Annotated in this window: 25 protein-coding genes; 16 read left to right on the top strand and 9 right to left on the bottom strand. The window is 66.3% G+C overall.

The window, feature by feature from the left end:
* Positions 1–28: 28 nt before the first annotated feature.
* From ACZ0AA_RS06265 to ACZ0AA_RS06230, 8 genes are all read left to right on the top strand, one after another.
* A complete protein-coding gene (locus tag ACZ0AA_RS06265; protein WP_400859716.1) occupies positions 29–628 on the top strand; it encodes a GNAT family N-acetyltransferase in 600 nt (199 codons plus the stop codon).
* Between the two features lie 31 nt (positions 629–659).
* Positions 660–1,244 (top strand): RNA polymerase sigma factor, encoded by a 585-nt coding sequence (locus ACZ0AA_RS06260; protein WP_400859718.1) that lies wholly within the window; start codon positions 660–662, stop codon positions 1,242–1,244.
* Positions 1,231–2,355 carry a hypothetical protein gene (locus ACZ0AA_RS06255; RefSeq protein WP_463512424.1) on the top strand — a complete coding sequence of 375 codons (1,125 nt, stop codon included), beginning with the start codon at positions 1,231–1,233 and terminating at the stop codon, positions 2,353–2,355. The genes ACZ0AA_RS06260 and ACZ0AA_RS06255 overlap by 14 nt, the downstream gene beginning before the upstream one ends.
* A 64-nt stretch (positions 2,356–2,419) precedes the next feature.
* Positions 2,420–5,938, top strand: coding sequence for a DNA polymerase III subunit alpha (gene dnaE / locus ACZ0AA_RS06250; protein WP_463512423.1), 3,519 nt, complete (start codon positions 2,420–2,422; stop codon positions 5,936–5,938).
* Positions 5,939–6,051: 113 nt separating this feature from the next.
* Positions 6,052–7,410: a hypothetical protein gene (locus tag ACZ0AA_RS06245; protein WP_400859724.1), complete on the top strand. Its 1,359-nt coding sequence runs from the start codon at positions 6,052–6,054 to the stop codon at positions 7,408–7,410.
* Positions 7,410–8,717, top strand: a complete 1,308-nt coding sequence (gene hisD, locus ACZ0AA_RS06240) for a histidinol dehydrogenase (protein ID WP_400864540.1) — start codon at positions 7,410–7,412, stop codon at positions 8,715–8,717. Before ACZ0AA_RS06245 ends, hisD begins: the two co-directional genes overlap by 1 nt.
* 10 nt (positions 8,718–8,727) lie before the next feature.
* A complete protein-coding gene (gene nrdR / locus ACZ0AA_RS06235; protein ID WP_400859726.1) occupies positions 8,728–9,198 on the top strand; it encodes a transcriptional regulator NrdR in 471 nt (156 codons plus the stop codon).
* A gap of 10 nt (positions 9,199–9,208) precedes the next feature.
* The gene (locus ACZ0AA_RS06230) at positions 9,209–10,231 is read left to right on the top strand and encodes a quinone-dependent dihydroorotate dehydrogenase (protein ID WP_400859728.1); all 1,023 of its coding nucleotides are present in this window, start codon (positions 9,209–9,211) and stop codon (positions 10,229–10,231) included.
* Positions 10,232–10,302: 71 nt separating this feature from the next.
* Here ACZ0AA_RS06230 and ACZ0AA_RS06225 read toward each other — a convergent pair whose 3' ends face one another.
* Positions 10,303–10,890, bottom strand: coding sequence for a DUF3043 domain-containing protein (locus ACZ0AA_RS06225; protein ID WP_400859730.1), 588 nt, complete (start codon positions 10,888–10,890; stop codon positions 10,303–10,305).
* A 46-nt stretch (positions 10,891–10,936) separates the two neighbouring features.
* On the opposite strand from ACZ0AA_RS06225, the gene ACZ0AA_RS06220 reads away from it, so the two are divergent.
* From ACZ0AA_RS06220 to ACZ0AA_RS06200, 5 genes are all read left to right on the top strand, one after another.
* The gene (locus ACZ0AA_RS06220) at positions 10,937–12,358 is read left to right on the top strand and encodes a dipeptidase (protein WP_400859732.1); all 1,422 of its coding nucleotides are present in this window, start codon (positions 10,937–10,939) and stop codon (positions 12,356–12,358) included.
* 71 nt (positions 12,359–12,429) lie between these two features.
* On the top strand, positions 12,430–12,795 hold the full coding sequence (erpA, locus tag ACZ0AA_RS06215; protein WP_194763425.1) for an iron-sulfur cluster insertion protein ErpA: 366 nt from the start codon (positions 12,430–12,432) through the stop codon (positions 12,793–12,795).
* 96 nt (positions 12,796–12,891) lie between these two features.
* Positions 12,892–13,791: an aa3-type cytochrome oxidase subunit II gene (gene ctaC, locus ACZ0AA_RS06210; protein ID WP_400859734.1), complete on the top strand. Its 900-nt coding sequence runs from the start codon at positions 12,892–12,894 to the stop codon at positions 13,789–13,791.
* Between the two features lie 3 nt (positions 13,792–13,794).
* Complete coding sequence (gene ctaD / locus ACZ0AA_RS06205) at positions 13,795–15,528, top strand: aa3-type cytochrome oxidase subunit I (RefSeq protein WP_042538403.1); 1,734 nt, start codon at positions 13,795–13,797, stop codon at positions 15,526–15,528.
* A gap of 3 nt (positions 15,529–15,531) precedes the next feature.
* Positions 15,532–15,966 (top strand): cytochrome c oxidase subunit 4, encoded by a 435-nt coding sequence (locus ACZ0AA_RS06200; RefSeq protein ID WP_400859737.1) that lies wholly within the window; start codon positions 15,532–15,534, stop codon positions 15,964–15,966.
* 55 nt (positions 15,967–16,021) lie between these two features.
* On the opposite strand, the gene ACZ0AA_RS06195 is transcribed toward ACZ0AA_RS06200, so the two are convergent.
* The 7 genes from ACZ0AA_RS06195 to ctaE all read right to left on the bottom strand — a co-directional run bounded on the left by ACZ0AA_RS06195 (position 16,022) and on the right by ctaE (position 21,939).
* A complete protein-coding gene (locus ACZ0AA_RS06195; RefSeq protein ID WP_400859739.1) occupies positions 16,022–16,441 on the bottom strand; it encodes a rhodanese-like domain-containing protein in 420 nt (139 codons plus the stop codon).
* An 86-nt stretch (positions 16,442–16,527) separates the two neighbouring features.
* Positions 16,528–17,031 carry a GNAT family N-acetyltransferase gene (locus tag ACZ0AA_RS06190; protein ID WP_463512422.1) on the bottom strand — a complete coding sequence of 168 codons (504 nt, stop codon included), beginning with the start codon at positions 17,029–17,031 and terminating at the stop codon, positions 16,528–16,530.
* Positions 17,028–17,441 (bottom strand): RidA family protein, encoded by a 414-nt coding sequence (locus ACZ0AA_RS06185; protein ID WP_463512421.1) that lies wholly within the window; start codon positions 17,439–17,441, stop codon positions 17,028–17,030. Before ACZ0AA_RS06185 ends, ACZ0AA_RS06190 begins: the two co-directional genes overlap by 4 nt.
* 96 nt (positions 17,442–17,537) lie before the next feature.
* On the bottom strand, positions 17,538–19,352 hold the full coding sequence (gene qcrB / locus ACZ0AA_RS06180) for a cytochrome bc1 complex cytochrome b subunit (protein ID WP_400859744.1): 1,815 nt from the start codon (positions 19,350–19,352) through the stop codon (positions 17,538–17,540).
* Complete coding sequence (gene qcrA, locus ACZ0AA_RS06175; RefSeq protein ID WP_042538395.1) at positions 19,349–20,425, bottom strand: cytochrome bc1 complex Rieske iron-sulfur subunit; 1,077 nt, start codon at positions 20,423–20,425, stop codon at positions 19,349–19,351. Before qcrA ends, qcrB begins: the two co-directional genes overlap by 4 nt.
* A 36-nt stretch (positions 20,426–20,461) precedes the next feature.
* Positions 20,462–21,265 carry a cytochrome bc1 complex diheme cytochrome c subunit gene (gene qcrC, locus ACZ0AA_RS06170; RefSeq protein ID WP_400859745.1) on the bottom strand — a complete coding sequence of 268 codons (804 nt, stop codon included), beginning with the start codon at positions 21,263–21,265 and terminating at the stop codon, positions 20,462–20,464.
* A gap of 20 nt (positions 21,266–21,285) precedes the next feature.
* On the bottom strand, positions 21,286–21,939 hold the full coding sequence (gene ctaE, locus ACZ0AA_RS06165) for an aa3-type cytochrome oxidase subunit III (protein WP_091234540.1): 654 nt from the start codon (positions 21,937–21,939) through the stop codon (positions 21,286–21,288).
* A gap of 192 nt (positions 21,940–22,131) precedes the next feature.
* Here ctaE and trpD point away from each other — a divergent pair, with 192 nt between their 5' ends.
* Both trpD and ACZ0AA_RS06155 read left to right on the top strand, forming a co-directional pair.
* Complete coding sequence (gene trpD, locus ACZ0AA_RS06160; protein WP_463512420.1) at positions 22,132–23,196, top strand: anthranilate phosphoribosyltransferase; 1,065 nt, start codon at positions 22,132–22,134, stop codon at positions 23,194–23,196.
* A gap of 8 nt (positions 23,197–23,204) precedes the next feature.
* Positions 23,205–24,191 carry a PHP domain-containing protein gene (locus ACZ0AA_RS06155; RefSeq protein ID WP_463512419.1) on the top strand — a complete coding sequence of 329 codons (987 nt, stop codon included), beginning with the start codon at positions 23,205–23,207 and terminating at the stop codon, positions 24,189–24,191.
* Position 24,192: 1 nt separating this feature from the next.
* Here the strand turns inward: ACZ0AA_RS06155 and ACZ0AA_RS06150 are convergent, their stop codons facing one another.
* Positions 24,193–25,128 carry a 5'-3' exonuclease gene (locus ACZ0AA_RS06150; RefSeq protein ID WP_463512418.1) on the bottom strand — a complete coding sequence of 312 codons (936 nt, stop codon included), beginning with the start codon at positions 25,126–25,128 and terminating at the stop codon, positions 24,193–24,195.
* Positions 25,129–25,332: 204 nt separating this feature from the next.
* Here ACZ0AA_RS06150 and rpsA point away from each other — a divergent pair, with 204 nt between their 5' ends.
* The gene (rpsA, locus tag ACZ0AA_RS06145) at positions 25,333–26,787 is read left to right on the top strand and encodes a 30S ribosomal protein S1 (RefSeq protein ID WP_056377208.1); all 1,455 of its coding nucleotides are present in this window, start codon (positions 25,333–25,335) and stop codon (positions 26,785–26,787) included.
* Positions 26,788–26,830: the final 43 nt, after the last annotated feature.

The following is a 26,830-nucleotide window of genomic DNA, read 5'->3' as shown; positions in this document are numbered from 1 at the left end:
TGTCGGCCATGTGGGTCAGACTGAGCATATGAGCATCGAGGTGCGCGCGGCGACAGACTTCGACGACGTCGCGGCTCTCGTCGGTCCGAAGAAGCCGACGTCGAACGTGTGCTTCTGCCTGAGCTACCGGATCGGCAGCAAGGAGAACAACGCACTGCGGGGCACGGAGCGTGCCGACCGCGTGCGCGAGCTCTGCCATCAGGACCCGCCGCCAGGAGTCATCGCCTATCTCGACGCAGAGCCCGTGGGGTGGGCGGCTCTGCATCCTCGCAGTGAGACGAGCTTCGCCCGCAATCGGCTGATCCCGCACATCGATGACCTCGACCCCTGGTCGTTGTGGTGCATCCGCGTCCGCCCCGGTCATCGGAAGCAGGGCATCTCGCATGCACTGATCGAGGGTGCGGTCGCCTACGCGCAGCAGCGCGGGGCTCCGGCGGTCGAAGGGTACCCGGTCGACAACCGCGGTGAGAAGGTGAACCTGACGATGGCCTACGTCGGGACCAGGCGACTGTTCGAGAGCGCAGGGTTCCAGAAGGCCGCTGACACCGGATCCACTCTCGACGGGTTCCCCCGAGTGCTGATGCGCCTCGATCTACGCGGATCGCGCCTACGGGCGAAGAAAGCGTGAACCTCATCACCCCACAGAGGCAATACATAGTGTGAGCACAGACAGTGAGATCATCCGGCGGTCGCTGGGCCGGCCGGAGGCATTCGCCGAGTTGTTCGACCGACACGCGCGCGCGGTCAACGCGTTCGCGGCCTACCGCATCGGCTCCGACGCAGCCGAAGACGTGCTCAGCGAGACATTCCTCGTCGCGTTCCGTCGCCGGGCCGATTTCGACCTGAGCAAGGACTCGGCCGCACCGTGGCTGCTCGGGATCGCCTCACGGCTCATCCGTCGGCACAGAGCCGTGGAGGCACGGCACTGGCGTGCGTTCGCCGCTGTCGTCGGCGAGGACCATGTGTCGCTCGGCGGACTCGACGAGGCGATGCGGCGCGTGGATGCCGAGCGCGAACTGCGCGCGCTCAGGGAGAGGATCACGGCGCTCGCCCCCAAGGACCGCGAGACGCTGCTGCTGTATGCCTGGCAGGGCATGAGCTACGACGACGTCGCAGATGCGCTCGGGGTGCCGGTGGGCACCGTGCGATCACGGCTGAATCGCGTTCGCAGGCGATTGGATCCCGCACGAAGGATCCAGGCATTCGAGAAGCAGAAGGAAGGAGAAGTTCGTGGACGTGTTTGAGAGGGTTCAGCAGACCAAGCCGGATCTCGACGGTGCAGATTCGCACCTCGAGGCGGCTCGCGCTCGACTATTGCGCGAGATCGCGGCTGACACGAGTCCAGGCGCCGCGCGTTCTTCCAGGCCGAGATGGGTGCTTGCCGGCTCGGTGCTCGGAGCTGCGGTCGCGGTCGTCATCGGAGTGGTGGCAGTCAACGGGATCACGGCTCAGACGACCCCTGCGATCGAGGCCGTCCCGACGAGTGAGCCGGGGCAGACTCAGACGCCCGCGCCCCCGACACCTGCTCCCACACAGGCTCCGATGACGTCCGCACAGGTGTTCGGCGCCGCCGCGACCGCGTCCCGAGCGTTCACCGGGCTGACGCTCGCGCCGGGACAGTATCTGCGCGTGCACACGCAATCGGAGCAGGTCGTCTATCACCAGCCCGATCCGGAGGGCGGCCAGTACCAGGCGGACAGATCGAACGCCCAGAACGCCTGGCGCGGGACGTCGTCCTACTACTCCTATTCCCCGGCAGATCCCGCAGAACAGTGGCTCATCGCTCCGGATCAGCCCTGGACGGTGACCGACACATTCGGACCCGACGCCGTGGAACTGTCCCAGGCACACAAGGACGCGATCTCGTCGAACGGCGATTCCTACTTCGACGACGGGCCGTCAGCCCCTTGGGCGACCCCTGACGGCTACGGTCTCGGAGCGTTCTTCGCGGCGATGCCGACGGACCCGCAGGGACTCATCGAGTGGATCCGCGCGAATCAGGGGGTCAGCACCGGCGATCAGGACTACAAGGTCGGGTGGGTCCTCATCGAGCTGCTGTCGCACAACCTCGGCTCGAGCGCGGAGCGCGCGACGATGTACGAGGCTCTCAGCCTGCTTCCCGGATCTGAGATCGTCTCCACCGACGGAGACCTGGTGACGTTGCGCTTCTCGGCGGCGACCGAAGCGCTCTCCGGCGAGGACGCCACCCAGAGGCGCTCGGTCACGATCGACACGACCACTGGCCTCGTGCGGGAGCAGACGGCGACGCTCGACATCGTGTCGGGCCTGATCCCCGCCACCATGGTCGACGAGCGGTACGTCTACACCGTCAGCGTGGTCGATTCGCTTCCGTGACGTGGAGGGCGACGGTGAGGGGCGCCGGGCGCTCGATGTCCCAGGCCGAAAGTAGACTCGAATCATGGCATCCGACTCCTTCGTCCACCTGCACGTGCACAGCGAGTACTCGATGCTCGACGGGGCGGCGAAGATCGCGGCGATGACCCAGGCGGCGGCCGACTACGACATGCCGGCCATCGCGGTGACCGACCACGGCAACACGTTCGCCGCCTTCGAGTTCTACAAAGCGGCGAATGTGGCGGGCGTCAAGCCGATCATCGGGCTCGAGGCCTATGTCACGCCCGGCACGCATCGCAGCGACAAGACTCGAGTGCAGTGGGGGTCTCCGGACCAGAAGAGCGATGACGTCTCGGGCTCCGGTGCCTATACCCACATGACGATGTGGAGCGAGAGCACGCAGGGCATGCACAACCTGTTCCGCCTCAGCTCGCTGTCGAGCATGGAGGGCTACTACTTCAAGCCCCGGATGGACCGTGAGCTGCTCCAGACCTACGGCAAGGGCCTGATCGCCACGACCGGGTGCCCGTCGGGCGAGATCCAGACACGTCTGCGCCTCGGCCAGTACGACGCCGCACGCGCGGCGGCTGCGGAGTTCCAGGACCTGTTCGGCAAGGAGAACTACTTCGCCGAGATCATGGATCACGGTCTCTCCATCGAGCGCAGGGTCATGACCGATCTGATCCGGCTCGCGAAGGATCTGAGCATCCCGCTCGTGGGCACGAACGACTCGCACTACACGCACCAGCACGAGGCCGACGCGCACGAGGCGCTGCTGTGCGTGCAGTCGGGCTCGACGCTCGACGACCCGAACCGCTTCAAGTTCGACGGCGACGGCTACTACATCAAGACCGCCGCCGAGATGCGTCAGCTCTTCCGCGATCACCCCGAGGCGTGCGACAACACTCTGCTGATCGCCGAACGCTGCGAGGTCGAGTTCAACACGGCGGCGAACTACATGCCGCGGTTCCCGGTGCCCGACGGGGAGACCGAAGACAGCTGGCTCATCAAAGAGGTCGAGGCGGGGCTCCACTACCGGTACCCGAACGGGATCCCCGACAAGGTGCGCAAGCAGGCCGAGTACGAGACCGGCATCATCCTCCAGATGGGATTCCCCGGCTACTTCCTCGTCGTCGCCGACTTCATCAACTGGGCCAAGGACAATGGCATCCGGGTGGGGCCGGGACGTGGTTCCGGAGCCGGCTCCATGGTCGCCTACGCCATGAAGATCACCGATCTCGACCCACTCGAGCACGGGCTCATCTTCGAACGCTTCCTGAACCCCGACCGCGTCTCGATGCCCGACTTCGACGTCGACTTCGACGACCGGCGTCGCGGCGAGGTCATCGACTACGTGACCAGGAAGTACGGATCCGAGCGTGTCGCCCAGATCGTCACGTACGGCACGATCAAGTCCAAGCAGGCGCTGAAGGATGCCGGCCGCGTGCTCGGCTTCCCGTTCAGCATGGGCGAGCGGCTGACCAAGGCGATGCCGCCGCCCGTGATGGGCAAGGACATGCCCCTCGACGGAATGTTCGACTCCGCGCACCCCCGCTACAAGGAGGCGAGCGAGTTCCGCGTCCTGATCGAGACCGACCCCGAGGCGAAGACCGTCTTCGACCGTGCGCTCGGCCTCGAGGGCCTGAAACGCCAGTGGGGCGTGCATGCGGCGGGCGTGATCATGTCGTCCGAGCCGCTGATCGACATCATCCCGATCATGCGCCGCGAGCAGGACGGCCAGATCGTCACGCAGTTCGACTACCCCTCGTGCGAGTCGCTCGGCCTGATCAAGATGGACTTCCTCGGGCTGCGAAACCTGACGATCATCTCGGACGCGCTCGACAACATCCGCACCAACCGCGGAGAGGAGCTCGACCTCGAGCACCTCGCGCTCGACGACCGCGGGGCCTACGATCTGCTCGGGCGAGGCGAATCGCTCGGCGTCTTCCAGCTCGACGGCGGTCCGATGCGATCGCTCATGCGCCTGATGCGCCCCGACAACTTCGGTGACATCTCGGCGCTCATCGCGCTGTACCGTCCGGGGCCCATGGGCGCGAACTCGCACACGAACTATGCGCTGCGCAAGAACGGTCAGCAGCCCATCACGCCGATCCATCCGGAGTTCACAGAGTCGCTCGCCGACATCCTCGACGAGTCCTACGGTCTGATCATCTACCAGGAGCAGGTGATGGCCATCGCACAGCGCGTGGCCGGGTTCTCCCTCGGACAGGCCGACATCCTCCGTCGGGCGATGGGCAAGAAGAAGAAGTCGGAGCTGGACAAGCAGTTCGAGGGCTTCCAGGCCGGTATGCACGCCAACGGATACTCCGACGGAGCCGTCAACGCGATCTGGGAGATCCTGCTCCCGTTCTCGGACTACGCCTTCAACAAGGCGCACTCGGCTGCCTATGGCGTGGTCTCGTACTGGACCGCCTACCTCAAGGCCCACTATCCCGCCGAGTACATGGCCGCGCTGCTCACCAGCGTCGGCGACTCGAAAGACAAGATGGCGCTGTACCTCAACGAGTGCCGTCGCATGGGCATCAAGGTGCTCCCGCCCGATGTCTCCGAGTCGATCAAGTACTTCGCCGCCGTCGGTGACGACATTCGCTTCGGATTGGGTGCCGTCCGCAACGTCGGCAGCAACGTGGTCGAGGGCATCATCGCGGCGCGCAAAGACGAGCGATTCACGTCGTTCCATCACTTCCTCGAGAAGGTGCCGCTGCATGTCTCGAACAAGCGCACCGTCGAATCGCTGATCAAGGCGGGCGCATTCGACTCGATGGGGGACTCCCGCCGCGCCCTGCTCGAAGTCCACGAGGATGCGGTCGAGGCGGCTGTGGATCGCAAGCGGAACGAGGCGCAGGGCGCGATCGGATTCGACTTCGACAGCCTGTACGACGGCACGGAGGAGGTGGCGCCTGCGAAGGTGCCGGCACGTCCGGAGTGGATCAAGAAGGACAAGCTCGCCTTCGAGCGCGAGATGCTCGGGCTCTACGTCTCCGACCACCCCCTCGCCGGGCTCGAGGTGCCGCTCGCGAAGCACGCATCGATCTCGATCCACAACCTCATCAACTCCGAGGACATGCAGGACGGAGAGCAGGTCACTGTCGCCGGTCTCGTCACGAGCGTTCAGCACCGTGTCGCCAAGGCCAGCGGAAACCCGTACGGCATGATCACCGTCGAGGACTTCAACGGCGAGGTGACGGTCATGTTCATGGGCAAGACTTACACCGAGTTCCAGCACATCCTGCAGCAGGACTCCATCCTCGCCGTGCGCGGACGGGTGTCGAAGCGCGATGACGGTCTCAACCTGCACGCCCAGTCGGCTTTCGCGCCGGATGTCGGCTCGTTCGACGCCGCGGGCCCCCTGTCGCTCGTGCTGGCCGAGCAGAGGGCGACCGAGCGGGTGATGACCGAGCTGGCCGAAGTGCTTCGACGTCACAACGGCGACACCGAGGTGGTTCTGCGCGTGCACCGCGGAGGCACGGCCAAGGTCTTCGACGTGCCGATGCCCGTCAAGGTCTCGGCCGATCTGTTCGGCGATCTCAAGTCGCTGCTCGGTCCGACCTGCCTGGGCTGAGCGTCGGTGAAGCACCACCGCTCGATGGGTCCTCACGGATGCACCGGGTAGTATCAGGACGCGTTCGGGTGCACGCCGCAGAGGCGCTGCACCGTGGCGAAAGGACCCTCCCCATGAGCACGGAATCACCCTTCCTGAACAATGACGAATCGGATGCGGACCGCTACGCGGCCGCAGACGAAGTGGCCGTCGACGAGGAATTCTCCGATGACGACGGCGTTCTCTACGATGACCAGGTGACGCCGGAGTACGGAATCCTCGGCTTCACACTGCGAGAGCTGCTGATCGTCGGCGTGTGGCTCATCGCCTTCATCGCCTCGTTCTTCCCCTACGTCGGCGACGCGTCGATCTGGGGGGCCGGTATCCAGTGGATTCTGCCCATCGGTGCGCCGACTGTCGCGGTGTTCCTGCTGGTCCTTCGCCGTTTCTCGCCTGACGGCATCCGCCGTGTCGGTTCGCTGGGGATCGACCAGTTCGCGTCGGTGGCGTTCTCCGTCTCGGCGGTCTTCTGGCTGGGAGCCCTCTGGAACGCCGTCGCGTTCGTGATCGAGTTCGGTGTCTTTGGGCTGCCTTGGAACGGTGTCGTCCAGCTCCTCGCGGCGCTCGCGCTCGTCGTCCTCACGGTGTTCGCTCCGCTGGTGCCCGGTCTCAAGGAAGATTTCCAGGGCCGACTCGTCACCCTCGCGCACCGCAATGCCAATCCGGTCCGGCCGGTCATCGCGCGGCCACGCCCCGAGCCCGCCGCCCCCGAGCACGACACGTCCGTGGCCTCCGATGCACACCCCGCCCCGCACACGCACACGGAGGCGGAGCCGGAAGCTGGCCACATCGTTCCTGATGCGGCTTCCGACGCCTCCGAGTCGCACCTCGCCCCGGTGGCTCCCACCACAGACCCCGTCCCGGCACCGCACACGATCGAGGCCGCGCCGCCGGCCTACACGACCACGGCCGCTCCGGCGGCGGGTATCGACGTCGAGCTGTCCGGTGAGCAGGCGACGGATGAGGTGGCTCGTCTGGATCTCGCCGAGCAGGTGCCCCTCTCCTCGCACGCCTCGGGCGGGGGGACGGGAACCGAGGAGACGACCTCCGATGAGGAGTACACGCCCGCGTACTCACGTCGGTCGCGCGGGCAGGAACCCGAGATCGTCTCGGACACGGGCAGCATCGAGTCTCTCCTGGGTACGACCGCTCGCGATGTCTCGTCGGCCGAGACGACCGCGTTCCCCGCCCTCGACGACGAGACCGACTTCGCTGCGACGAACCCGCAGGACTCCTTCTCGGCCCCGCAGCCATTCTGGATCCTCGCGCCGACGGAGCGCGACGTGCATGACGAACGCGGCGAGAGCATCTTCAGGATCGGTCCGAACGCGTGGGCTCTCGTCATCGAGGACCGCGGTGGTGCATTCGTCATCAGACACGACGACGGGCGCATCGGCTACCTGCACGACATCGCAGACATCACGAGAGGCTGATCTTGCGCACGATCGATCTGCGGGGGCGCACGCTCTCGCCGGCTGACATGCTCGCGGCCGTGCCGCGCGCCACCCAGGCACGAGCCGAGGCGCTCGATACCGCCGCACGAATCGTCGACGACGTGCGAGAGCGGGGCGAGGATGCTCTGCGCGAGCAGGCCGAACGCTTCGATCGGGTCACCGGCCACGATATCCGGGTGCCCGCCCAGCACATCGCCGACGCCCTCGAGGTCCTCGCGCCCGACGTCCGTGTCGCTCTCGAAGAGGCGATCCGCCGAGTGCGCATCGCCTCGGCGGCACAGGTTCCCGAACGTCGGATCACGCGGATCGGCACCGGCGCGACGATCACGCAGCGGTGGCAGCCGGTGCACCGAGCAGGGGTGTACATCCCCGGAGGCAAAGCCGTCTATCCGTCCAGCGTCATCATGAACGTCGTTCCTGCGCAGGTCGCGGGAGTGCGGCAGATCGCGCTCGCCTCACCGCCGCAGCAGGACCAGGGCGGGCGTGTGCACCCCACGATCCTCGCCGCGGCAGGTCTGCTCGGCATCACCGAGGTGTACGCGATCGGCGGAGCCGGGGCGATCGGATCCTTCGCGCACGGCGTCGCGGGGATCGGGCTCGATCCGGTCGACGTCCTGTCAGGGCCGGGCAACAACTACGTCGCTTCCGCGAAACGTGCGGTGGCCGGGGTCGTCGGCACCGATTCGGAGGCAGGGGCCACCGAGATCCTCGTCGTCGCAGACGCCGCCGCCGACCCGCGGCTCATCGCCGCCGACCTCGTCAGCCAGGCGGAGCACGATGAGCAGGCGTCGGCTGTGCTCGTCACCGATTCTCCGCAGCTGGCCGACAGCGTCGCCGCCGAGGTCGAGCGGCAGGCGGGCGCCACGCGCCACGCGACGCGCGTGGCGGCGGCTCTCGACGGGCCGCAGTCGGCGATCGTCCTGGTCGATGACCGTGCGATGGCGACGGCGTTCAGCAACGCGTACGCTCCCGAGCACCTCGAGCTGCACCTCGAAGATGCCGAGGCCGCGGCAGACAGCTTCACCAGCGCAGGCGCGGTGTTCGTGGGAGACCACACCCCGGTGAGTCTCGGCGACTACATGGCCGGCAGCAATCACGTCCTGCCCACCGGGGGACAGGCGCGCTATGCGCCCGGACTCGGCGCGTACACGTTCCTTCGTCCGCAGCAGGTCATCTCATACGATCGAGCTGCACTCGCCGAGGTGCGCGCAGGAGTGGTCGCCCTCGCCGAGACCGAGGTGCTCCCTGCGCACGGTGAGGCGATCGAGGCGCGGTTCACCGCGTAGGATCGGTCAGATGCACTGCCCCTTCTGCCGTCACTCGGACTCCCGGGTCATCGATTCCCGCACCAGTGATGACGGTCTCTCGATCCGGCGTCGACGTCAGTGTCCCGAGTGCGGTGGTCGTTTCACGACGACGGAGACCGCGAGCCTCAACGTCATCAAGCGATCTGGCGTCATGGAGCCGTTCAGTCGCGAGAAGGTCATCTCGGGCGTGCGCAAGGCCTGTCAGGGGCGGCCCGTCACGGAAGCGGATCTGGCGATCCTCGCTCAGCGGGTGGAGGAGGCCGTCCGACAGACCGGCGTCTCGCAGCTCGACACGAATGAGATCGGCCTCGCGATCCTCGGACCTCTCCGCGACCTCGACGAGGTCGCCTACCTGCGGTTCGCCAGCGTGTATCAGGCCTTCGACTCGCTCGAGGACTTCGAGAGCGCGATCACAGATCTTCGCTCGGACCACGTCAAGCCGGAGCCCGTCGACCGGTAATCTGGCAGGGATGTATCCGCTGCTCTTTCGCGCTGTCCTGTCGCGCTTCGACCCCGAGTTCGCCCACCACGCCGGTATGGCGGTGATCCGCGTGCTCGGTGCTCCGCCGTTCTCCCGGGCGACACGCGCGCTGACGAAGCCCGACCCGTCCCTGCGGGTGCAGGCGCTCGGCCTCACCTTCTCCTCTCCGTTCGGCATCGCGGCGGGATTCGACAAGAACGCCGTCGGCGTCCGCGGTCTCGCCGCGCTCGGCTTCGGACATGTCGAGATCGGCACCGTCACGGCGATCCCGCAGGAGGGCAACCCCAAGCCGCGGCTGTTCCGCCTGGTCGCCGATCGAGCGGTCATCAACCGGATGGGGTTCAACAACGCGGGAGCGGACGCCGCCGCCCGCCGACTCGCGCGACTGCGGCGCGGCGCACCCGACACGGTCATCGGAGTGAACATCGGCAAGAGTCGGGTCGTCGACGTCGAGAACGCCACCGCCGACTACGTGGCTTCGGCGACGAGACTCGCACCCCTCGCCGACTACCTGGCAGTCAACGTCTCATCCCCGAACACCCCCGGTCTGCGAGGACTTCAGGCCGTCGAGACGCTGGCCCCGCTCCTCAGGGCGGTGCGGGCAGCATCCGGTGAGACTCCGCTGCTCGTCAAGATCGCTCCCGACCTCTCAGACGACGAGATCGTCGCCATCGCGAAGCTCGCGGTCGACGAAGGACTCGCCGGAATCATCGCTCACAACACCACGATCAGCAGGGCCGGACTCACTACGGACGCGGCGACGGTCGCGGAGATCGGGGCTGGCGGGCTCTCGGGAGCGCCGCTCAAGGAGCGTTCCCTGCAGGTGCTGCGTCTCGTGCGTTCGGCGGTGCCCGAGGACTTCTGCGTGATCGCCGTGGGGGGAGTGGAGACGTCGTCAGACGTGCAGGAGAGACTCGAAGCCGGAGCCACGCTCGTGCAGGGCTACACGGCCTTCCTCTACCGCGGTCCCTTCTGGGGTCGCGAGATCAACCGGGGCCTCCTCGCCCGCTGAACCATCGCACCCGCATACGAGAAGCGCCTCGTGCTCAGGGAGCAGGAGGCGCCTCTTCTGGAAGCCGGGGGTCAGGCGGGGTAGTCGCCGCGCTTGACCTGCGGCTTGGGAAGACGCATGAACCGCATCTGCAGTGACCGCATGGCGGCGTACCATCCGAGGCCGCGCTCCATGCGCTCCTTGCCGAACTTCGCGGCGACCTTGCGCTTGACGCGCATGCCCAGCAGCACCATCCCGCCGATCGCGAGGATCAGGTACGCCATCATCACCAGATATGCCCATCCGGCGATGGCGAATCCGCCGATGGCGAGGTTCGCGGGCAGCAGCGAGATCAGGATGACGAGCACCATGACGCCCATCACGAACTCGGCCGGGTGCCACCCGGCATCCACGTAGTCACGCACCCAGCGGCGCTGCGGCCCCTTGTCACGAGCCGGGAGGTACTTCTCCTCGCCGGCGGCCAGACCGGCCTGAGCGCGGTTGCGGCGTTCGTTGAGCTCGGCGCGTGCCGCAGCCTTCGCCTCCTTGGTGTTCGCGACCAGAGGTCGGCGGCGAGCCGCCTCCTGTTCGGCCCGGGTCGGCGTCGCGCGTCCCTTGCCCGACGCAGTCGTCTCGGGAGCGTCGTCGTTCGTCGAGTGGGGGACAGGGGTAGTGGCCACGAGGTTCCTCGGTTCAGTGAAGGCGGATCACCTTAAGATTACTCGCATGACATCTCCTGCCCAGCCCGGCGAACAGAATCTGTCCAGCGAACGCGAACCGGCCGTCCTCGAGGCTGTGTCGACGGGGTTTCCCGCGGCACTGAGCGACCTGGGCTCGCTCGTCCGCATTCCCGGCATGGCGTGGCCCGCATTCGACCAGACGCAGCTCGAACGCAGCTCTGAGGCTGTCGCCGCACTCGCCACCGCCACCGGGATCTTCGACGAGGTGCGCGTTCTCCGCGCCGCGATCCCCGGCACCGACGAGCACGGGCAGCCGGCGGTGCTCGCGACACGTGCCGCGCGCAACGGCAAGCCGACGATCCTGCTCTACGCGCACCACGATGTGCAGCCTCCTGGGGACGACGCCCTGTGGGAGACGCCGCCGTTCGAGCCGACCGTGCGCGACGGACGCCTCTACGGTCGCGGCGCCGCCGACGACAAGGCCGGGATCATGGCGCACATCGCCTCGATCCGGGCCGTCGCCGAGGTCGTAGGCGACGATCTCGAACTGGGCATCGCGATGTTCATCGAGGGCGAGGAGGAGTACGGATCCCGTTCCTTCGCGCAGTTCCTCTCGGACAACAAGGAGGCTCTCCGTGCGGATGCGATCGTGGTCGCCGACTCGGGCAACTGGGATTCGGTGACACCCGGGCTCACCGTCTCGCTCCGCGGCAACGCGCGATTCACCGTGCGCGTGCGCACCCTCGATCACGCCTCGCACTCCGGGATGTTCGGGGGAGCCGTCCCCGACGCGATGATGGCGACGGTCAAGATGCTCTCCACCCTCTGGCACGAGGACGGTTCTGTCGCAGTCGACGGGATGACCGAGCGCGAGGCCCCCACGCCCGAGTACAGCGAGGAGACGCTTCGAGATGAAGCCGGTCTTCTGCCAGGCACGTCGCCGATCGGAGGCGGCAGCATCCTCAGCCGGATCTGGAACAAGCCGTCGGTGACCGTCATCGGAATCGACGCGACCAGCGTCGCTGCGGCCTCCAACACCCTGCTCCCGGAGGTGACGGTCGTCGTGAGCGCGCGTGTCGCACCCGGCCAGACCGGGGAGGAGGCCTACGCCGCCCTCGAGTCGCATCTGCGCGCCAACGCGCCGTACGGCGCTGAGCTGACCTTCTCCGACGTCGATCTCGGCAACGGCTTCCTCGTCGACACCAGCGGTTGGGCCGTCGCGCTCACGCGGGATGCCATGCGAGACGGCTACGGCGTGCCCCCCGTCGATCTCGGTGTCGGCGGGTCGATCCCGTTCATCGCCGACCTCGTGCGGGAGTTCCCTGACGCGCAGATCCTCGTGACGGGCGTGGAAGACCCGCACTCGCGGGCGCACAGCCCCAACGAATCCCTGCACCTCGACACGTTCCGCCACGCGGTGGCGACCGAGGCGCTGCTGCTCTCCCGCATGAACGACATCATCATCTGAGCCCGATCCCCGAGCCAGAGGGTAAAATCGAGTTACCAGCCGTGCACGCGCGGCCCGTCCCAAGGAGCGACATGAGCGACACCACACTGACCTCAGCAGAGACCACCCAGGCGCACGGCGTGAAGCTGACCGACGCCGCGGCCGTCAAGGTGAAGAATCTCCTCGAGCAGGAGGGCCGTGACGACCTTCGTCTGCGCGTAGCCGTCCAGCCCGGCGGATGCTCCGGCCTGATCTACCAGCTGTACTTCGACGAGCGGTTCCTCGAGGGCGACGAGACCGTCGACTTCGACGGAGTCGAGGTCATCATCGACAACATGAGCGTCCCGTACCTCGATGGCGCGTCCATCGACTTCAAGGACACGATCTCGGAGCAGGGCTTCACGATCGACAACCCGAATGCCGCGGGCAGCTGCGCCTGCGGAGACAGCTTCCACTGATCCGGACCCCCTCGCCAACCTGCGTGGTTGGCATGAATCAGGTGTGAGGTTGCCCTAGACTTGGGTGTGCCCTGTCCGCAATCTGAAAGGTGCATCGTGCCCTCGAAACGCCGCCTTCGTTGGGCCGCTCTCCCCCTGGGAGTAGCGGCAGCCGTGGCCCTGGCGGGATGTACTGCCACTGAGCTGAACGGTTACCTCCCTGGCTTCGTGGAGGGTGAGCCTGCGGCCACCAACCAGACCGAGCGCGTGTCGTCGCTCTGGGTCAACTCCTGGATCGTCCTGCTCGCCGTCGGCGTGATCACCTGGGGCCTGATGGCGTGGGCGGCTATCGCCTACCGCCGCCGCAAGGGTCAGACCGGTCTGCCCGTGCAGATGCGCTACAACATGCCGATCGAGATCTTCTACACGGTCGTGCCGCTGATCCTCGTGCTGGGCATGTTCTTCTTCACGGCCCGTGATCAGTCCGCCATCGAGGCGAAGTGGGACGAGCCCGACGTCGAGATCACGGCTATCGCGAAGCAGTGGGCGTGGGACTTCCAGTACGACGGCGAGGAGGAGGACAACTCCGACGCCGTCTGGACCATGGGAATCCAGGCTCAGCCCGACGCGGACGGCAACATCGACCAGGCGCAGCTTCCGACGCTGGTGCTTCCCGTCGACCAGAAGGTCACGATCAACCTCCAGTCTCGCGACGTGATCCACTCCTTCTGGATCATCGACTTCCTCTACAAGAAGGACATGTACATCGGGAAGGACAATTCCTGGTCCTTCATCCCGACGCGTGTCGGCGAGTACGCCGGCAAGTGCGCCGAACTCTGCGGCGAGTACCACTCGATGATGCTCTTCAACGTGAAGGTCGTCGAGCAGGACGAATACGACGCCTACCTCCAGTCGCTCGAGGAGGAAGGCAACACCGGAGACATCACGGACGCCTACGACCGTCTGTCGAACTACCCCGGGACAACCGCCCCGACCTCCGAGGAAGGAGAGGAGTAAGCCATGTCGACCACTGAAGCCCCCCGCACCGACGAGGCCCCTCGCTCTCGACCCACCACTCTGCCCGCGCGCCAGGCCGCTCTGATGAGCACCTCGCGCGTCGAGCAGAAGGGCAACATCGTCGTCAAGTGGATCACCTCCACCGATCACAAGACGATCGGGTACATGTACCTGATCGCCTCGGTGCTGTTCTTCCTCCTCGGTGGCGTGATGGCTCTCGTCATCCGCGCAGAGCTGTTCGCTCCCGGGATGCAGATCATCCCGACCAAGGAGCAGTACAACCAGCTCTTCACGATGCACGGCACGATCATGCTCCTCATGTTCGCGACCCCGCTCTTCGCGGGCTTCGCGAATGCGATCCTGCCGCTGCAGCTCGGTGCACCTGACGTCGCCTTCCCGCGTCTGAACGCCTTCGCGTTCTGGCTGTTCCTCTTCGGCTCCACGATCGCCGTAGCGGGCTTCCTCACGCCGCAGGGCGCGGCGTCGTTCGGATGGTTCGCCTACCAGCCGCTCGCGAGCGCGTCGTTCTCGCCTGGTGCCGGCGGAAACCTGTGGATGGTCGGCCTCGGAATCTCCGGATTCGGAACGATCCTCGGTGCAGTGAACTTCATCACCACGGTGATCACGATGCGTGCGCCCGGCATGACCATGTGGCGTATGCCGATCTTCTCGTGGAACACGCTCATCACGAGCCTCCTGATCCTGATGGCCTTCCCGGTGCTCGCAGCTGCGATCTTCGCCGCGGCAGCAGACCGAATCCTCGGCGCTCACATCTACGACCCGGCCAACGGCGGAGTCCTGCTCTGGCAGCACCTCTTCTGGTTCTTCGGTCACCCCGAGGTCTACATCATCGCCCTGCCGTTCTTCGGCATCGTGTCGGAGATCTTCCCGGTCTTCAGCCGTAAGCCGATCTTCGGGTACAAGACGCTCGTCTACGCGACCATCGCCATCGCGGCGCTCTCCGTCGCGGTGTGGGCTCACCACATGTACGTGACCGGTTCGGTGCTGCTGCCCTTCTTCGCCCTCATGACGATGCTCATCGCGGTGCCGACGGGTGTGAAGATCTTCAACTGGATCGGCACGCTCTGGCGCGGATCCGTGACCTTCGAGACGCCGATGGTGTTCGCGCTCGGCTTCCTGGTCTCGTTCGTCTTCGGTGGTCTGACCGGCGTCATCCTCGCGGCTCCGCCGCTGGACTTCGCTCTGTCCGACTCCTACTTCGTCGTCGCCCACTTCCACTACGTCGTCTTCGGCACCGTGGTGTTCGCGATGTTCGCCGGGTTCTACTTCTGGTGGCCCAAGTGGACCGGACGGATGCTCAACGAGCGTCTCGGCTACGTGCACTTCTGGATGCTGTTCATCGGCTTCCACATGACGTTCCTCATCCAGCACTGGCTGGGTGTCGACGGCATGGTGCGTCGCTACGCGGACTACTCGGCAGCCGACGGCTGGACCTGGCAGAACCAGGTCTCGACGATCGGTGCGATCATCCTCGGAGCGTCCATGCTGCCGTTCTTCCTGAACGTGTGGATCACGGCTCGCAAGGCACCCAAGGTCACGGTCAACGACCCGTGGGGCTACGGTGCTTCGCTCGAGTGGGCGACCTCCTGCCCGCCGCCGCGTCACAACTTCACGTCGATCCCGCGTATCCGCAGCGAGCGTCCTGCGTTCGACCTGAATCACCCGGAGGCCGCCGAGTTCACACCGGCCGCACCCGGCGAGCGAGAGGGCCACTGAGCCATGCGCGACAATGTCATCCTCTGGTGGGTTCTGACCGCCTTCTTCGCCCTGGTCGGAGTCGTCTACACCGGCTGGCACATCCTCGCCACGCCGTCGGACAACTTCGCCGAGCGCATCGAGTGGGTCGGCACCGTGGCGCTGTTCTTCGCGGCCTTCATGGGTGCGATGATCGCGTTCTACCTCGACCGCACGCACAAGGCTCAGAACGGCGAACTGCCTGAAGACATCCTCACCAGCGACATCGACGACGGGGACCCCGAGCTCGGTGAGTTCAGCCCCTGGTCCTGGTGGCCGATCGTGCTGGCTGGATCCGCAGGCATCTTCGTCGTCGGACTCGCGGTCGGGCACTTCCTGCTCCCGATCGGCTTGGCGATCTTCGTCGTCGCGATCGTCGGCTGGGTCTACGAGTACTACCGCGGGAACTTCGCCCGCTGACCTGCACAGAGAAAGCCCCTGGGATGCGATCCCAGGGGCTTTCTCCATGTCGGGGCTACGCCCGAGAGCGGATGCGGGCCACGCCGGTCAGGGGGTCGACCGGGCGGCGGTGCACACCGTCGGCATCCTCCACGGGATAGCCCTCCCTGACCCAGTACTCGAATCCTCCGATCATCTCCCGGACGGCGTATCCGAGCTTCGCGAACTCCAGAGCGCCTTTGGCGCCCGCATTGCACCCGGGGCTCCAGCAGTAGACCACCACAGCGGAACCCGCCGGTATCTCAGCTGGCGCGCGGCTCGCGATCTCGCTGTAATGCATGTGCGTCGCCCCCGCGACGCGTCCCTGAGCCCACGCCTCGTCTGAGCGGACATCGATGATGACGACGTCATCCGTGGCCCGGAGAGCGGCGTACACGTCGCTCGCGTCGGTCTCGTAGGCGAGCTTGGCGGCATAGTACTCAGCGCGATCGATCATGTCCCTAGCCTAGGGAGCCGCGTCAGCGACTGTCGTCCTCTTCCTGACGCCGGCAGACAGGATCCCGCCAATGTCGACGGAGCGCCTCAGAGCTCGACGGTCATCTGGACTCGGCGTCCGTATCGATCGAGCCCGAGAGAGTTCTCTGTGTCGACGAGGCCTCGCTGGAACGGAGTCTCCGGGATGCTCTCGAGGAAACCGCACGACGCGTAGAACGGAGCGTTCCAGGGGATCTCCGCAAACGTCCGCAGCGTCATGCGCGTGTAGCCGCGCTCCCGGGCGGTCTCGAGCGCCGCGCTGACGAGTCTGCGTCCGAAGCCCTGACGGCCGGAGCGCGGAAGCACCGAGAGCTGCTCGAGGTGCGCGTGGCCGTCGATGTCGAGGACATGCACGAATCCGACGGGGGAGGAGGTGCTGCGGTCTTCCAGCACGAGCACGAACCCGGGAGCTGCGATTCGCTCACCGCCATCGCCTGGGGGTGGCCACTCCGGCGCTCCCAGACTCTCGATCAGGAGGGTATCGGCCTGCGCTTCGATGGCGCGCAGGACTTCCGCATCGTCAGCGACGGCGAGCCGTATGACGTCGCTCATCGCGCGTCCTCCGCGACCGCCGCGATCGCTTCTATCTCCACCAGCTGGTGGTCGTAGCCGAGCACGGTGACGCCGAGGAGGGTGCTCGGCACGTCGTGGTCGCCGAAGGCCGCGTGGATGACATCCCACGCGGCGACCAGATCGGCCTGAGACGAGGATGCCACCAGGACTCGCGTGCTGATGACATCCGACAGGCTGGCATCGCTGGCCCGGAGCGCTGCGACGAGCGTCTCGACGCAGCGAGCGGCCTGGGCGGAGTAGTCACCGGGGGCGGTCGTCGAACCGTCCTCCTCGAGGGGACACGCCCCGGCGAGGAAGATGAGCCGGGAGCCGGCGGGGGCGGTCGCCGCATATGCGTAGGGTGCTGCGGCGAGGTCGGTGGAACGGATGAGTTGGACTGCTGAGCTCATATCTCGATCCTGCCACGCGTGTATGAACGGCTCGCGGATGCGAAAGGGCCCTGTCCGAGAATCGAACAGGGCCCTTTGGCATGAGGAGCGGAGATGTTACTGGTCGTCCTCGGACTTCTTCTTGCGCGGCTTCTTCACCGGCTCGGTCGAGATGACCGTGCTGGGGGTGTTCGGCGTCTCATCGACATGTGTCTCACTGACGGTGAGCGGCGCATCCGGGAACCCTGCACGCTCGTGCGCGCCCTGGATCTCGGCGGCCTCGGTCTCGTCGTTCTGAGCCGTGACGTGATGCTGGTGCGCGTCCGCGGCCTCGATCTCCGCCTGCGTGAGCGGAGCGAGACGGTCCTCGAAGAACCAGCGCGAGATCGAGGATCGCAGGTTCTCGGTCCACGAGATGCGTCCCTTCGCGTTGGGGCGCACGACCAGCGGCTCGTAGCCGTCGACATCGATGAGCTTCCAGCGGTCGTACTTGTCGACGGGCTGGTGGACCTCGATGAACTCGCCACCGGGGAGGCGGACGATACGGCCGGACTCGAAACCGTGCAGGACGATCTCGCGGTCCTTCTTCTGCAGGGCGATGGCGATCCGCTTGGCGATGAAGTATCCGAGAACCGGTCCGACGAACAGCAGTGCCTGAAGCGCGTGGATCACGCCCTCCATCGTGAGCATGAAGTGCGTCGCGATGAGGTCGGACGATGCTGCAGCCCACAGGACGGCGTAGAAGATGACGCCGGCCACGCCGATCGCGGTGCGAGTCGCCGCGTTGCGCGGGCGCTGAGCGATGTGGTGCTCGCGCTTGTCGCCCGTGACCCAGGCCTCGATGAACGGATAGATCGCGACGAGCACGATGAACAGACCGAGGACCACCAGCGGCAGCAGGATTCCGAACGACCAGGTGTGATCGAGGAAGACCACATCGAGGTTCGACGGAGCGAGTCGCAGAGCACCGTCGGCGAATCCGATGTACCAGTCAGGCTGAGTACCGGCCGAGACGGGGGAGGGGTCGTACGGGCCGTAGTTCCAGATCGGGTTGATCTGGAAGAACGTCGCGATCAGCACGATCGTGCCGAAGACGATGAACAGGTAGCCGCCCATCTTCGACATGTACACGGGCATCATCGGGTAGCCGACGACATTGTCGTTCGTGCGGCCGGGGCCGGCGAACTGCGTGTGCTTGTTGACGATCATCAGCATCAGGTGCACGGCGATCAGACCGATCACCAGCAGCGGAAGCAGCAGGATGTGCAGCGTGTACAGGCGGCCGACGATGTCGGTGCCCGGGAACTCGCCACCGAAGAGGAGGAACGACGTCCAGGTGCCGATCAGCGGGATGCCCTTGATCATTCCGTCGATGATGCGCAGGCCGTTGCCCGAGAGCAGGTCGTCGGGAAGGGAGTAGCCCGTGAAGCCCTCGGCCATCGCGAGGACGAACAGCACGAAGCCGATCACCCAGTTGAGCTCGCGAGGCTTGCGGAAGGCGCCGGTGAAGAAGACGCGCAACATGTGCACGCCGATGCCGGCGACGAAGACGAGAGCGGCCCAGTGGTGGATCTGGCGAACCAGAAGGCCACCGCGGAGGTCGAACGAGATGTGCAGCGACGACTCGAGCGCCGCCGACATCTCGATACCGCGCATCGGGGCGTAGGCGCCCGTGTAGTGCGTCTCGACCATCGAGGCCTGGAAGAAGAACGTCAGGAAGGTTCCCGAGAGGAACACGACCACGAAGCTCCACAGCGCGATCTCGCCCAGCATGAACGACCAGTGGTCCGGGAAGATCTTGCGGCCGAGCTCCTTGACGAAGCCCGAGATGCTGGTGCGCTCATCGATGTAGTTCGACGCGGCGCCGACGAATCGACCGCCGAGAGGCGCCTTGTTGTCCTTGTCCTCTTTGGACAGCGTTGCGGTGCTCAATGGCGCTCCCAGAAGCTCGGGCCGACGGGCTCGGTGAAGTCACTGCGTGCGACGAGGTAGCCCTCGTCGTCGACGGTGATGGGCAGCTGCGGCAGCGGACGTGCGGCCGGTCCGAAGATGACCTTGGCGTGATCCGTGACGTCGAACTGCGACTGGTGACAGGGGCAGAGGAGGTGGTGGGTCTGCTGCTCGTACAGAGCCACAGGGCATCCGACGTGCGTGCAGACCTTCGAGTACGCGACGATGCCGTCGTACGACCAGTCCTTGCGGTCCTCGGCCTCGATGAGCTGCTCGGGGCGCAGGCGCATCATCAGCACGATGGCCTTCGCCTTCTCCTCGAGGTAGCCGTCGTGGTGGCTGAGTTCGGCGAGGTCCTCGGGGATCACGTGGAACGCGGATCCGAGGGTGACATCCGCTGCGCGGATCGGTGTGCCGTCGGGGTCGCGGACGAGGCGCTGACCCTTCTCCCACATCGTGTGCTTCAGCAGCGTCACCGGGTCGCCCGCGGTGGGGTCATCCGGAGTGCTGTGCGGAGCGAGACCACGGAAGAGCGTGACACCGGGGATGATCGAGGCCACGATCGCTGCGAACAGCGAGTTGCGGATCATCGTGCGTCGTCCGAAACCGGACTCTTCGTTCGCGGTCGCGAACGCCTCGACGACGGCCTCTCGCGTCGAGTCCTTGCCCCGGGTGGGGTGGCGGTGCTCGATGTGCTCCTTGTCGCTCATCAGCGCCTTGGACCAGTGGATGGCGCCGATGCCGATCGAGAGCAGCGCCAACGCGATGCCCAGACCGATGAAGAGATTGTTCTGACGGATGTCGATGAGCGCGCCGCTCTCGATGGGGAAGAGCATGTAGGCGGCGACCGCCCAGATGCTTCCTGCCAGCGAGAGATAGAACAGGGTGTAGACCGTGCGCTCTGCAGCCTTCTCAGCGCGCGGGTCCTTGTCGGTCATCCGCGCGCGGTGCGGCGGCAGCCCCGGGTTCTGCACGGGATCGCTGACTGCGACACCCAGCCCTGGAGAGGGCTGGTAGGCCCTGTCAAGAGCCTGCGAGTCGTCGTCGTGTGCCATGGTGCTCCTCGTACGTTCCTCTTCGATGAATAAGCGTCAGTTGGACTTCGCCGTGATCCACACGGTGATGGCGACGAGCGCGCCGATTCCGAAGATCCAGACGAACAGGCCCTCGGAGACGGGACCGAGCGAACCGAGCGAGAAACCGCCGATCTGCACGGACTGCTGCTGGTAGAGCAGAGCCGAGATGATGTCGCGCTTGTCTTCGTCCGACAGGTTCATGTCGCCGAAGACGGGCATGTTCTGGGGGCCCGTGACCATGGCGGCGTACATGTGCAGCGCGCTGGTCTCGGTCAGTGCCGGGGCGTACTTGCCCTCGGTGAGGGCGCCGCCGGCTGCGGCCACGTTGTGGCACATCGCGCAGTTCACGCGGAACAGCTCTGCGCCGTTGGCGACGTCGCCTTCGCCGTCGAGGATGTGGTCCTCGGGGAAGGTGGGACCGGGGGCCGACTGCTGCACGAACGAGGAGATCGCGAGGATCTGCTCCTCAGTGAACTGCGGCTCCTTCTGGGGTGCCTGCGGTCCCTGCATCTGCAGGGGCATGCGACCCGTCGACATCTGGAACTCGACCGCGAGCTCGCCGACGCCGTAGAGGCTCGGTCCGTTCGCCGTGCCCTGCATATCGAGACCGTGGCAGGTGGCGCAGTTCGCCGTGAACAGCTTCTCGCCGTCCTCGACCGTGAGCGTGCTCGCAGCAGTGGTCTGGGTGTCGGCCGCAGCGAAGGCTGCGGACGTTCCGGCGTATACCGCGCCGGTGATCATGAGGCCTGCTCCGATGAGGGCTACCGCAGCCAGTGGGCTGCGACGGCCATTCGAACGGCGCTTCTTCTCTCGTGCCATCTCGGGGATCAGCTCCGCTCTTATTTCAGGAAGTAGATAACGACGAACAGCACGATCCAGACGACGTCGACGAAGTGCCAGTAGTAGGACACCACGATCGAGGAGGTCGCCTCCTTGTGCCGGAAATTCTTGACGGCGTATGCGCGCCCGATGACGAGGAGGAATGCGATCAGACCGCCGGTGACGTGCAGGGCGTGGAAGCCCGTGGTGATGTAGAACGCGGACGCGTACGAGTCGGCGCTGATCGGCATGCCCTCGGCGACCAGCTGTGCGTACTCCCACACCTGTCCGGAGACGAAGATCGCGCCGAGGGCGAAGGTGAGGAAGAACCACTCGACCATGCCCCAGCCGAACAGGCGACGGCGGCCGGCGCCGTTCTTCTGCCCCTTGGCGATGCGGTACGGCTGCAGATCCTCGGCCGCGAACACGCCCATCTGGCACGTGAACGAGGAGAGCACGAGGATCGCCGTGTTCACGAACGCGAACGGAACGTTCAGCAGTTCAGTGCGGTCGGCCCAGAGCTCGGGAGAAGTGCTGCGGAGCGTGAAGTAGATCGCGAAGAGTCCCGCGAAGAACATCACCTCGCTGCCGAGCCACACAATGGTGCCGACAGCTACCGGGTTGGGGCGCTTGATCGTTCTTGCCGCCGGGGCATACGTCGCTGAGGTCGTCACCCTTCCATTATGGCCGATCCGCGGGCATGATTCTCGCACCGGAGGCCCCGGTTTCGCCCTCGATCGACTTAGGCAACCCTAAGAAAACGCTGCGAATCCTCGGTGAATACGCGGGAAACAAGGGATGCGCCACGCTGGGTCCGGGCTGTGGAAGAGTCTGCACGTTTTCCCGGCGCCGATAGGATCGCACACATGGCTGATTCCCTGACCTGGTCCGACGTGCTCACCACTCTTCTGGAGCGTCGTGATCTCAGCGTCTGGGAGTCGACCTGGGCGATGCGCCAGATCATGCGCGGCGACGTGACCCAGGCTCAGCTCGCCGGCTTCCTGGTCGCTCTTCGAGCCAAGGGGGAGACGATCGACGAGATCGTCGGCTTCCGCGACGCCATCCTCGAGGCCGCGGTCCCACTGCCCGTTTCGCCCGACGTTCTCGACATCGTCGGCACCGGTGGCGACCGGGTCGGCACGGTCAACGTCTCGACGACGGCCGCAGTCATCATCGGCGCCACCGGCATCCCGGTCGTCAAGCACGGAAATCGCGCCGCCAGCTCGGCCTCGGGGTCGTCTGACGTGCTGAGCGCACTCGGGCTGGAACTCACTCTCGATCCTGCGGCAGTCTCGACGATTCTCGACCGCACGGGCATCACCTTCGCCTGGGCGGGTGCCTTCCACCCCGGTTTCAAGCACGCGGGCGCTGTCCGCGCCGAACTCGGCGTCCCCACTGTCTTCAACATGCTCGGTCCGCTCTGCAACCCTGCTCGTGCGGAGGCGAACGCCGTCGGCGTGGCTCAGCTCGAGCGCGTTCCCCTCATCACAGGTGTGTTCCGCACGCGGGGCGCGACCGCGCTGGTGTTCCGCGGCGACGACGGGCTCGACGAGCTGACCACCACGGGGCACAGCCGTATCTGGGAGGTCACGCGAGGCGACATCCACGAGCACGACCTCGACCCGCGCGACCTCGGCATCCCGATCGCAGACCTCGCGGATCTGATCGGCGGAACACCCGATCACAACGCCGCCGTGCTGCGCAGGACGCTCGAGGGCGAGACAGGAGCCGTGCGAGACATCGTCCTGCTCAACGCAGCGGCCGGGATCGTCGCGTTCGAGCTCTCCCAGGATGCGACGCAGGTGCAGCGCCCGATCCTCGAGCGCCTCCGCGAGGGATACGAGCGAGCAGCTGCCGCGGTCGACGACGGCCGCGCCATCGCGAAGCTCGATGAGTGGATCGGCGTGAGCCGCGAGCTCGCGTCGGCGTAGACAGCACGATGGACCCCGTAGCCGCTCTGCTCGAGATCGCCTCGCTGCTCGAGCGCGAACGGGCATCTCGCTATCGGGCGAAGGCCTTCCGTCAGGCCGCGGCCACTCTGCAGCAGCTGCCGGAGGATGTCCGCGCCGATCCGACGAGGCTGCGGGCTGCGAAGGGGATCGGCGAGTCGACGTTCGCGGTCATCCGGCAGGCCCAGAGCGGGGACGTGCCCGACTATCTCGTCGAGCTGCGCGGCGACGTCGAGCCCGAGCGGGTGTCCGCGCTCAGGGCGAAGCTGCGCGGAGATCTGCACGCCCATACGGACTGGTCGGACGGCACGACGCCCATCCCCGTGATGGCGGCGGCGGCGCGAGCGCTCGGACACGAATACCAGGCGATCACCGACCACTCGCCGCGCCTCAGGGTCGCCCGCGGGCTCTCACCCGAAAGACTTCGCGAGCAGATCCCGCTCGTGCGCGCCGAGTCGGGGGATGGGTTCACGCTGCTCGCCGGCATCGAGGTCGACATCCTCGAAGACGGCGCCCTCGACCAGGACGATGCTCTGCTCGGCGAGCTCGACATCGTCGTGGCATCCGTGCATTCCAAACTGCGCATGGACGCGAGACCGATGACGGCCCGCATGATCGCGGCCGTCTCGCATCCGCGTGTCAACGTCCTCGGTCATTGCACGGGCCGCCTCGTGCAGGGCGAACGCGGAACGAGGCCCGAATCCCAGTTCGATGCGGCAGCGGTCTTCGCGGCATGTGCGGAGAACGGTGTGGCCGTCGAGATCAACTCCCGACCCGAACGCCAGGATCCGCCCGACGAGCTGATCTCGATCGCGTTGCAGGCGGGATGCCTGTTCTCCATAGATTCGGACGCGCACGCACCTGGTCAACTCTCGCTGCTCGATCACGGTGCGGAACGAGCGGAGCGAGCCGGCGTCCCCGCATCGAGGATCGTCACCACGTGGGGACTCGACCGGCTGCTCGCCTGGGCGAGCTGAGTCAACCTTCGACAGTCGCGATCGCGGCGACGGCGCGCGTCATCGAGCCTCCGAGGTTCCACTTCTCCGCGAGCGCGGTCGCGGCGTCGACCTCGGCGGGATCGAGCGGGCGGAGCGGATCGGTCGGCGCCACGATGTCGAGGTCGGGCGCGACGGCGACGACGGTCGGTGCCACATCGAGGTAGTCCGCCGCGGCGAGGATCTTCGCACGGACGCCCGCGCTCATGCCCTCGCCGGCTTCGGCCGCCTCGCGGATGCCGACCAGGTCGCCGTGGGCCTGCAGGAGCGTGGCCGCAGTCTTCTCGCCGACGCCCGCGACGCCGGGCAGCCCGTCGGATGCATCTCCGCGCATGGTCGCGAAGTCGGCGTACTGGCCGGGCAGCACGCCGTACTTCGCCACGACGACGGCATCCGTGACGATCTCGAGGTTGCTCATTCCCCGAGCCGTATAGATGACGCGCACGTTCCTGGAGTCGTCGACGAGCTGGAACAGATCCCGATCGCCCGTGACGATGTCGACCGGCACGGTCGCGTGGGTCGCGAGGGTGCCGATGACGTCATCGGCCTCGTGCTCGGCGACGCCGATGATCGGGATCCCCAATGCTCCGAGCGTCTGACGGATCAACGGGATCTGCGCGTCGAGGGGATCGGGGACCTCCTCGACGTCGGGCCCGGCGGCGACGACCTCGACGACGCGATGCCCCTTGTAGCTCGGAATCAGATCGACACGCCACTGGGGCCGCCAGTCGTCGTCCCAGCACGCGATCACGTGCGTCGGTTCGTACAGCGTGACCAGCTTCGCGACGATGTCGAGCAGCCCTCGCGCGGCGTTGATGGGAGAGCCGTCGGGTGCCGTGACCTTGTCAGGCACTCCGTAGAAGGCCCGGAAGTAGAGGCTTGCGGTGTCGAGCAGGAGGAGCTTGTCGGCGCGGGGCATGCAGACAGTCTGTCAGCGTGCCCGGCGGGGATGGTATCGAGTCCGTCATATCGCCCCGTGATCTGATAGCCTTGATTGTCACTCGTGGCGTGCCTGTGCATGCCCTGGTGTCGAAAATCAAATCAATCGCTGCAGAGCTCAACATCGGTCGTGCGCGGCCGGAGCCCTCAGCCCGAGTCTCCATTCACAAGGACAACCCACTACATGACTACCGCAACGACCGCCCCGGCCACCAAGCAGGTCGCGATCAATGACATCGGATCTGCTGAAGACTTCCTGGCCGCGGTCGAGAAGACCCTGAAGTTCTTCAACGACGGCGACATCATCGAGGGAACGATCGTCAAGATCGACCGCGATGAGGTCCTCCTCGACGTCGGATACAAGACCGAGGGTGTCATCCCCTCGCGCGAGCTCTCGATCAAGCACGACGTCGACCCGAACGAGGTCGTCAAGGTCGGCGACGAGGTCGAGGCCCTGGTTCTCCAGAAGGAGGACAAGGAAGGCCGTCTGATCCTCTCCAAGAAGCGTGCACAGTACGAGCGCGCTTGGGGAGACGTCGAGAAGATCAAGGAGAACGACGGCGTCGTCACCGGAACGGTCATCGAGGTCGTCAAGGGTGGACTCATCGTCGACATCGGCCTCCGTGGCTTCCTGCCGGCCTCGCTCATCGAGCTGCGCCGCGTCCGCGACCTCACGCCGTACCTCGGCCAGGAGATCGAGGCCAAGATCCTCGAGCTCGACAAGAACCGCAACAACGTCGTGCTCAGCCGCCGTGCGCTGCTCGAGCAGACGCAGTCGGAGTCGCGCACCACGTTCCTGAACAACCTTCACAAGGGTCAGGTCCGCAAGGGTGTCGTGTCGTCGATCGTCAACTTCGGTGCGTTCGTCGACCTGGGCGGCGTGGACGGCCTCGTGCACGTCTCCGAGCTGTCCTGGAAGCACATCGAGCACGCCTCCGAGGTCGTCGAGGTTGGCCAGGAGGTCACCGTCGAGATCCTCGAGGTCGACCTCGACCGCGAGCGCGTCTCCCTGTCGCTGAAGGCGACGCAGGAGGACCCGTGGCAGGTCTTCGCCCGCACCCACGCGATCGGTCAGGTCACGCCGGGTAAGGTCACCAAGCTCGTTCCGTTCGGTGCGTTCGTTCGCGTCGCAGACGGCATCGAGGGCCTCGTCCACATCTCCGAGCTCTCCAGCAAGCACGTCGAGCTGGCCGAGCAGGTCGTGTCGGTCGGCGAAGAGGTCTTCGTCAAGGTCATCGACATCGACCTCGAGCGTCGCCGCATCTCGCTCTCGCTGAAGCAGGCGAACGAGGCCGTCGACGTCAACGGCACCGAGTTCGACCCGGCGCTCTACGGCATGCTCGCCGAGTACGACGAGGCCGGCGAGTACAAGTACCCGGAGGGCTTCGACCCCGAGACCGGTGCATGGAAGGAAGGTTTCGACACCCAGCGCGAGGCATGGGAGCAGGAGTACGCTGCAGCCCAGGCTCGCTGGGAGGCTCACAAGGCTCAGGTTGCCAAGGCAGCCGAGGCCGAGGCGGCCGCTGGCGACGACTTCGGTGGCCAGGTCTTCTCGAGCGAGGTCGCAGGCGCGGGCACGCTCGCGGATGACGAGGCTCTCGCCGCTCTGCGCGAGAAGCTCTCGGGCGGCAACGCTTAAGCATCACGCTCTGAACGGGCCGTCATCCTTCGGGATGGCGGCC

It is taken from the genome of Microbacterium sp. AC035 (genome assembly GCF_979258485.1).
This window is presented reverse-complemented; position numbering and strand designations above follow the sequence as displayed.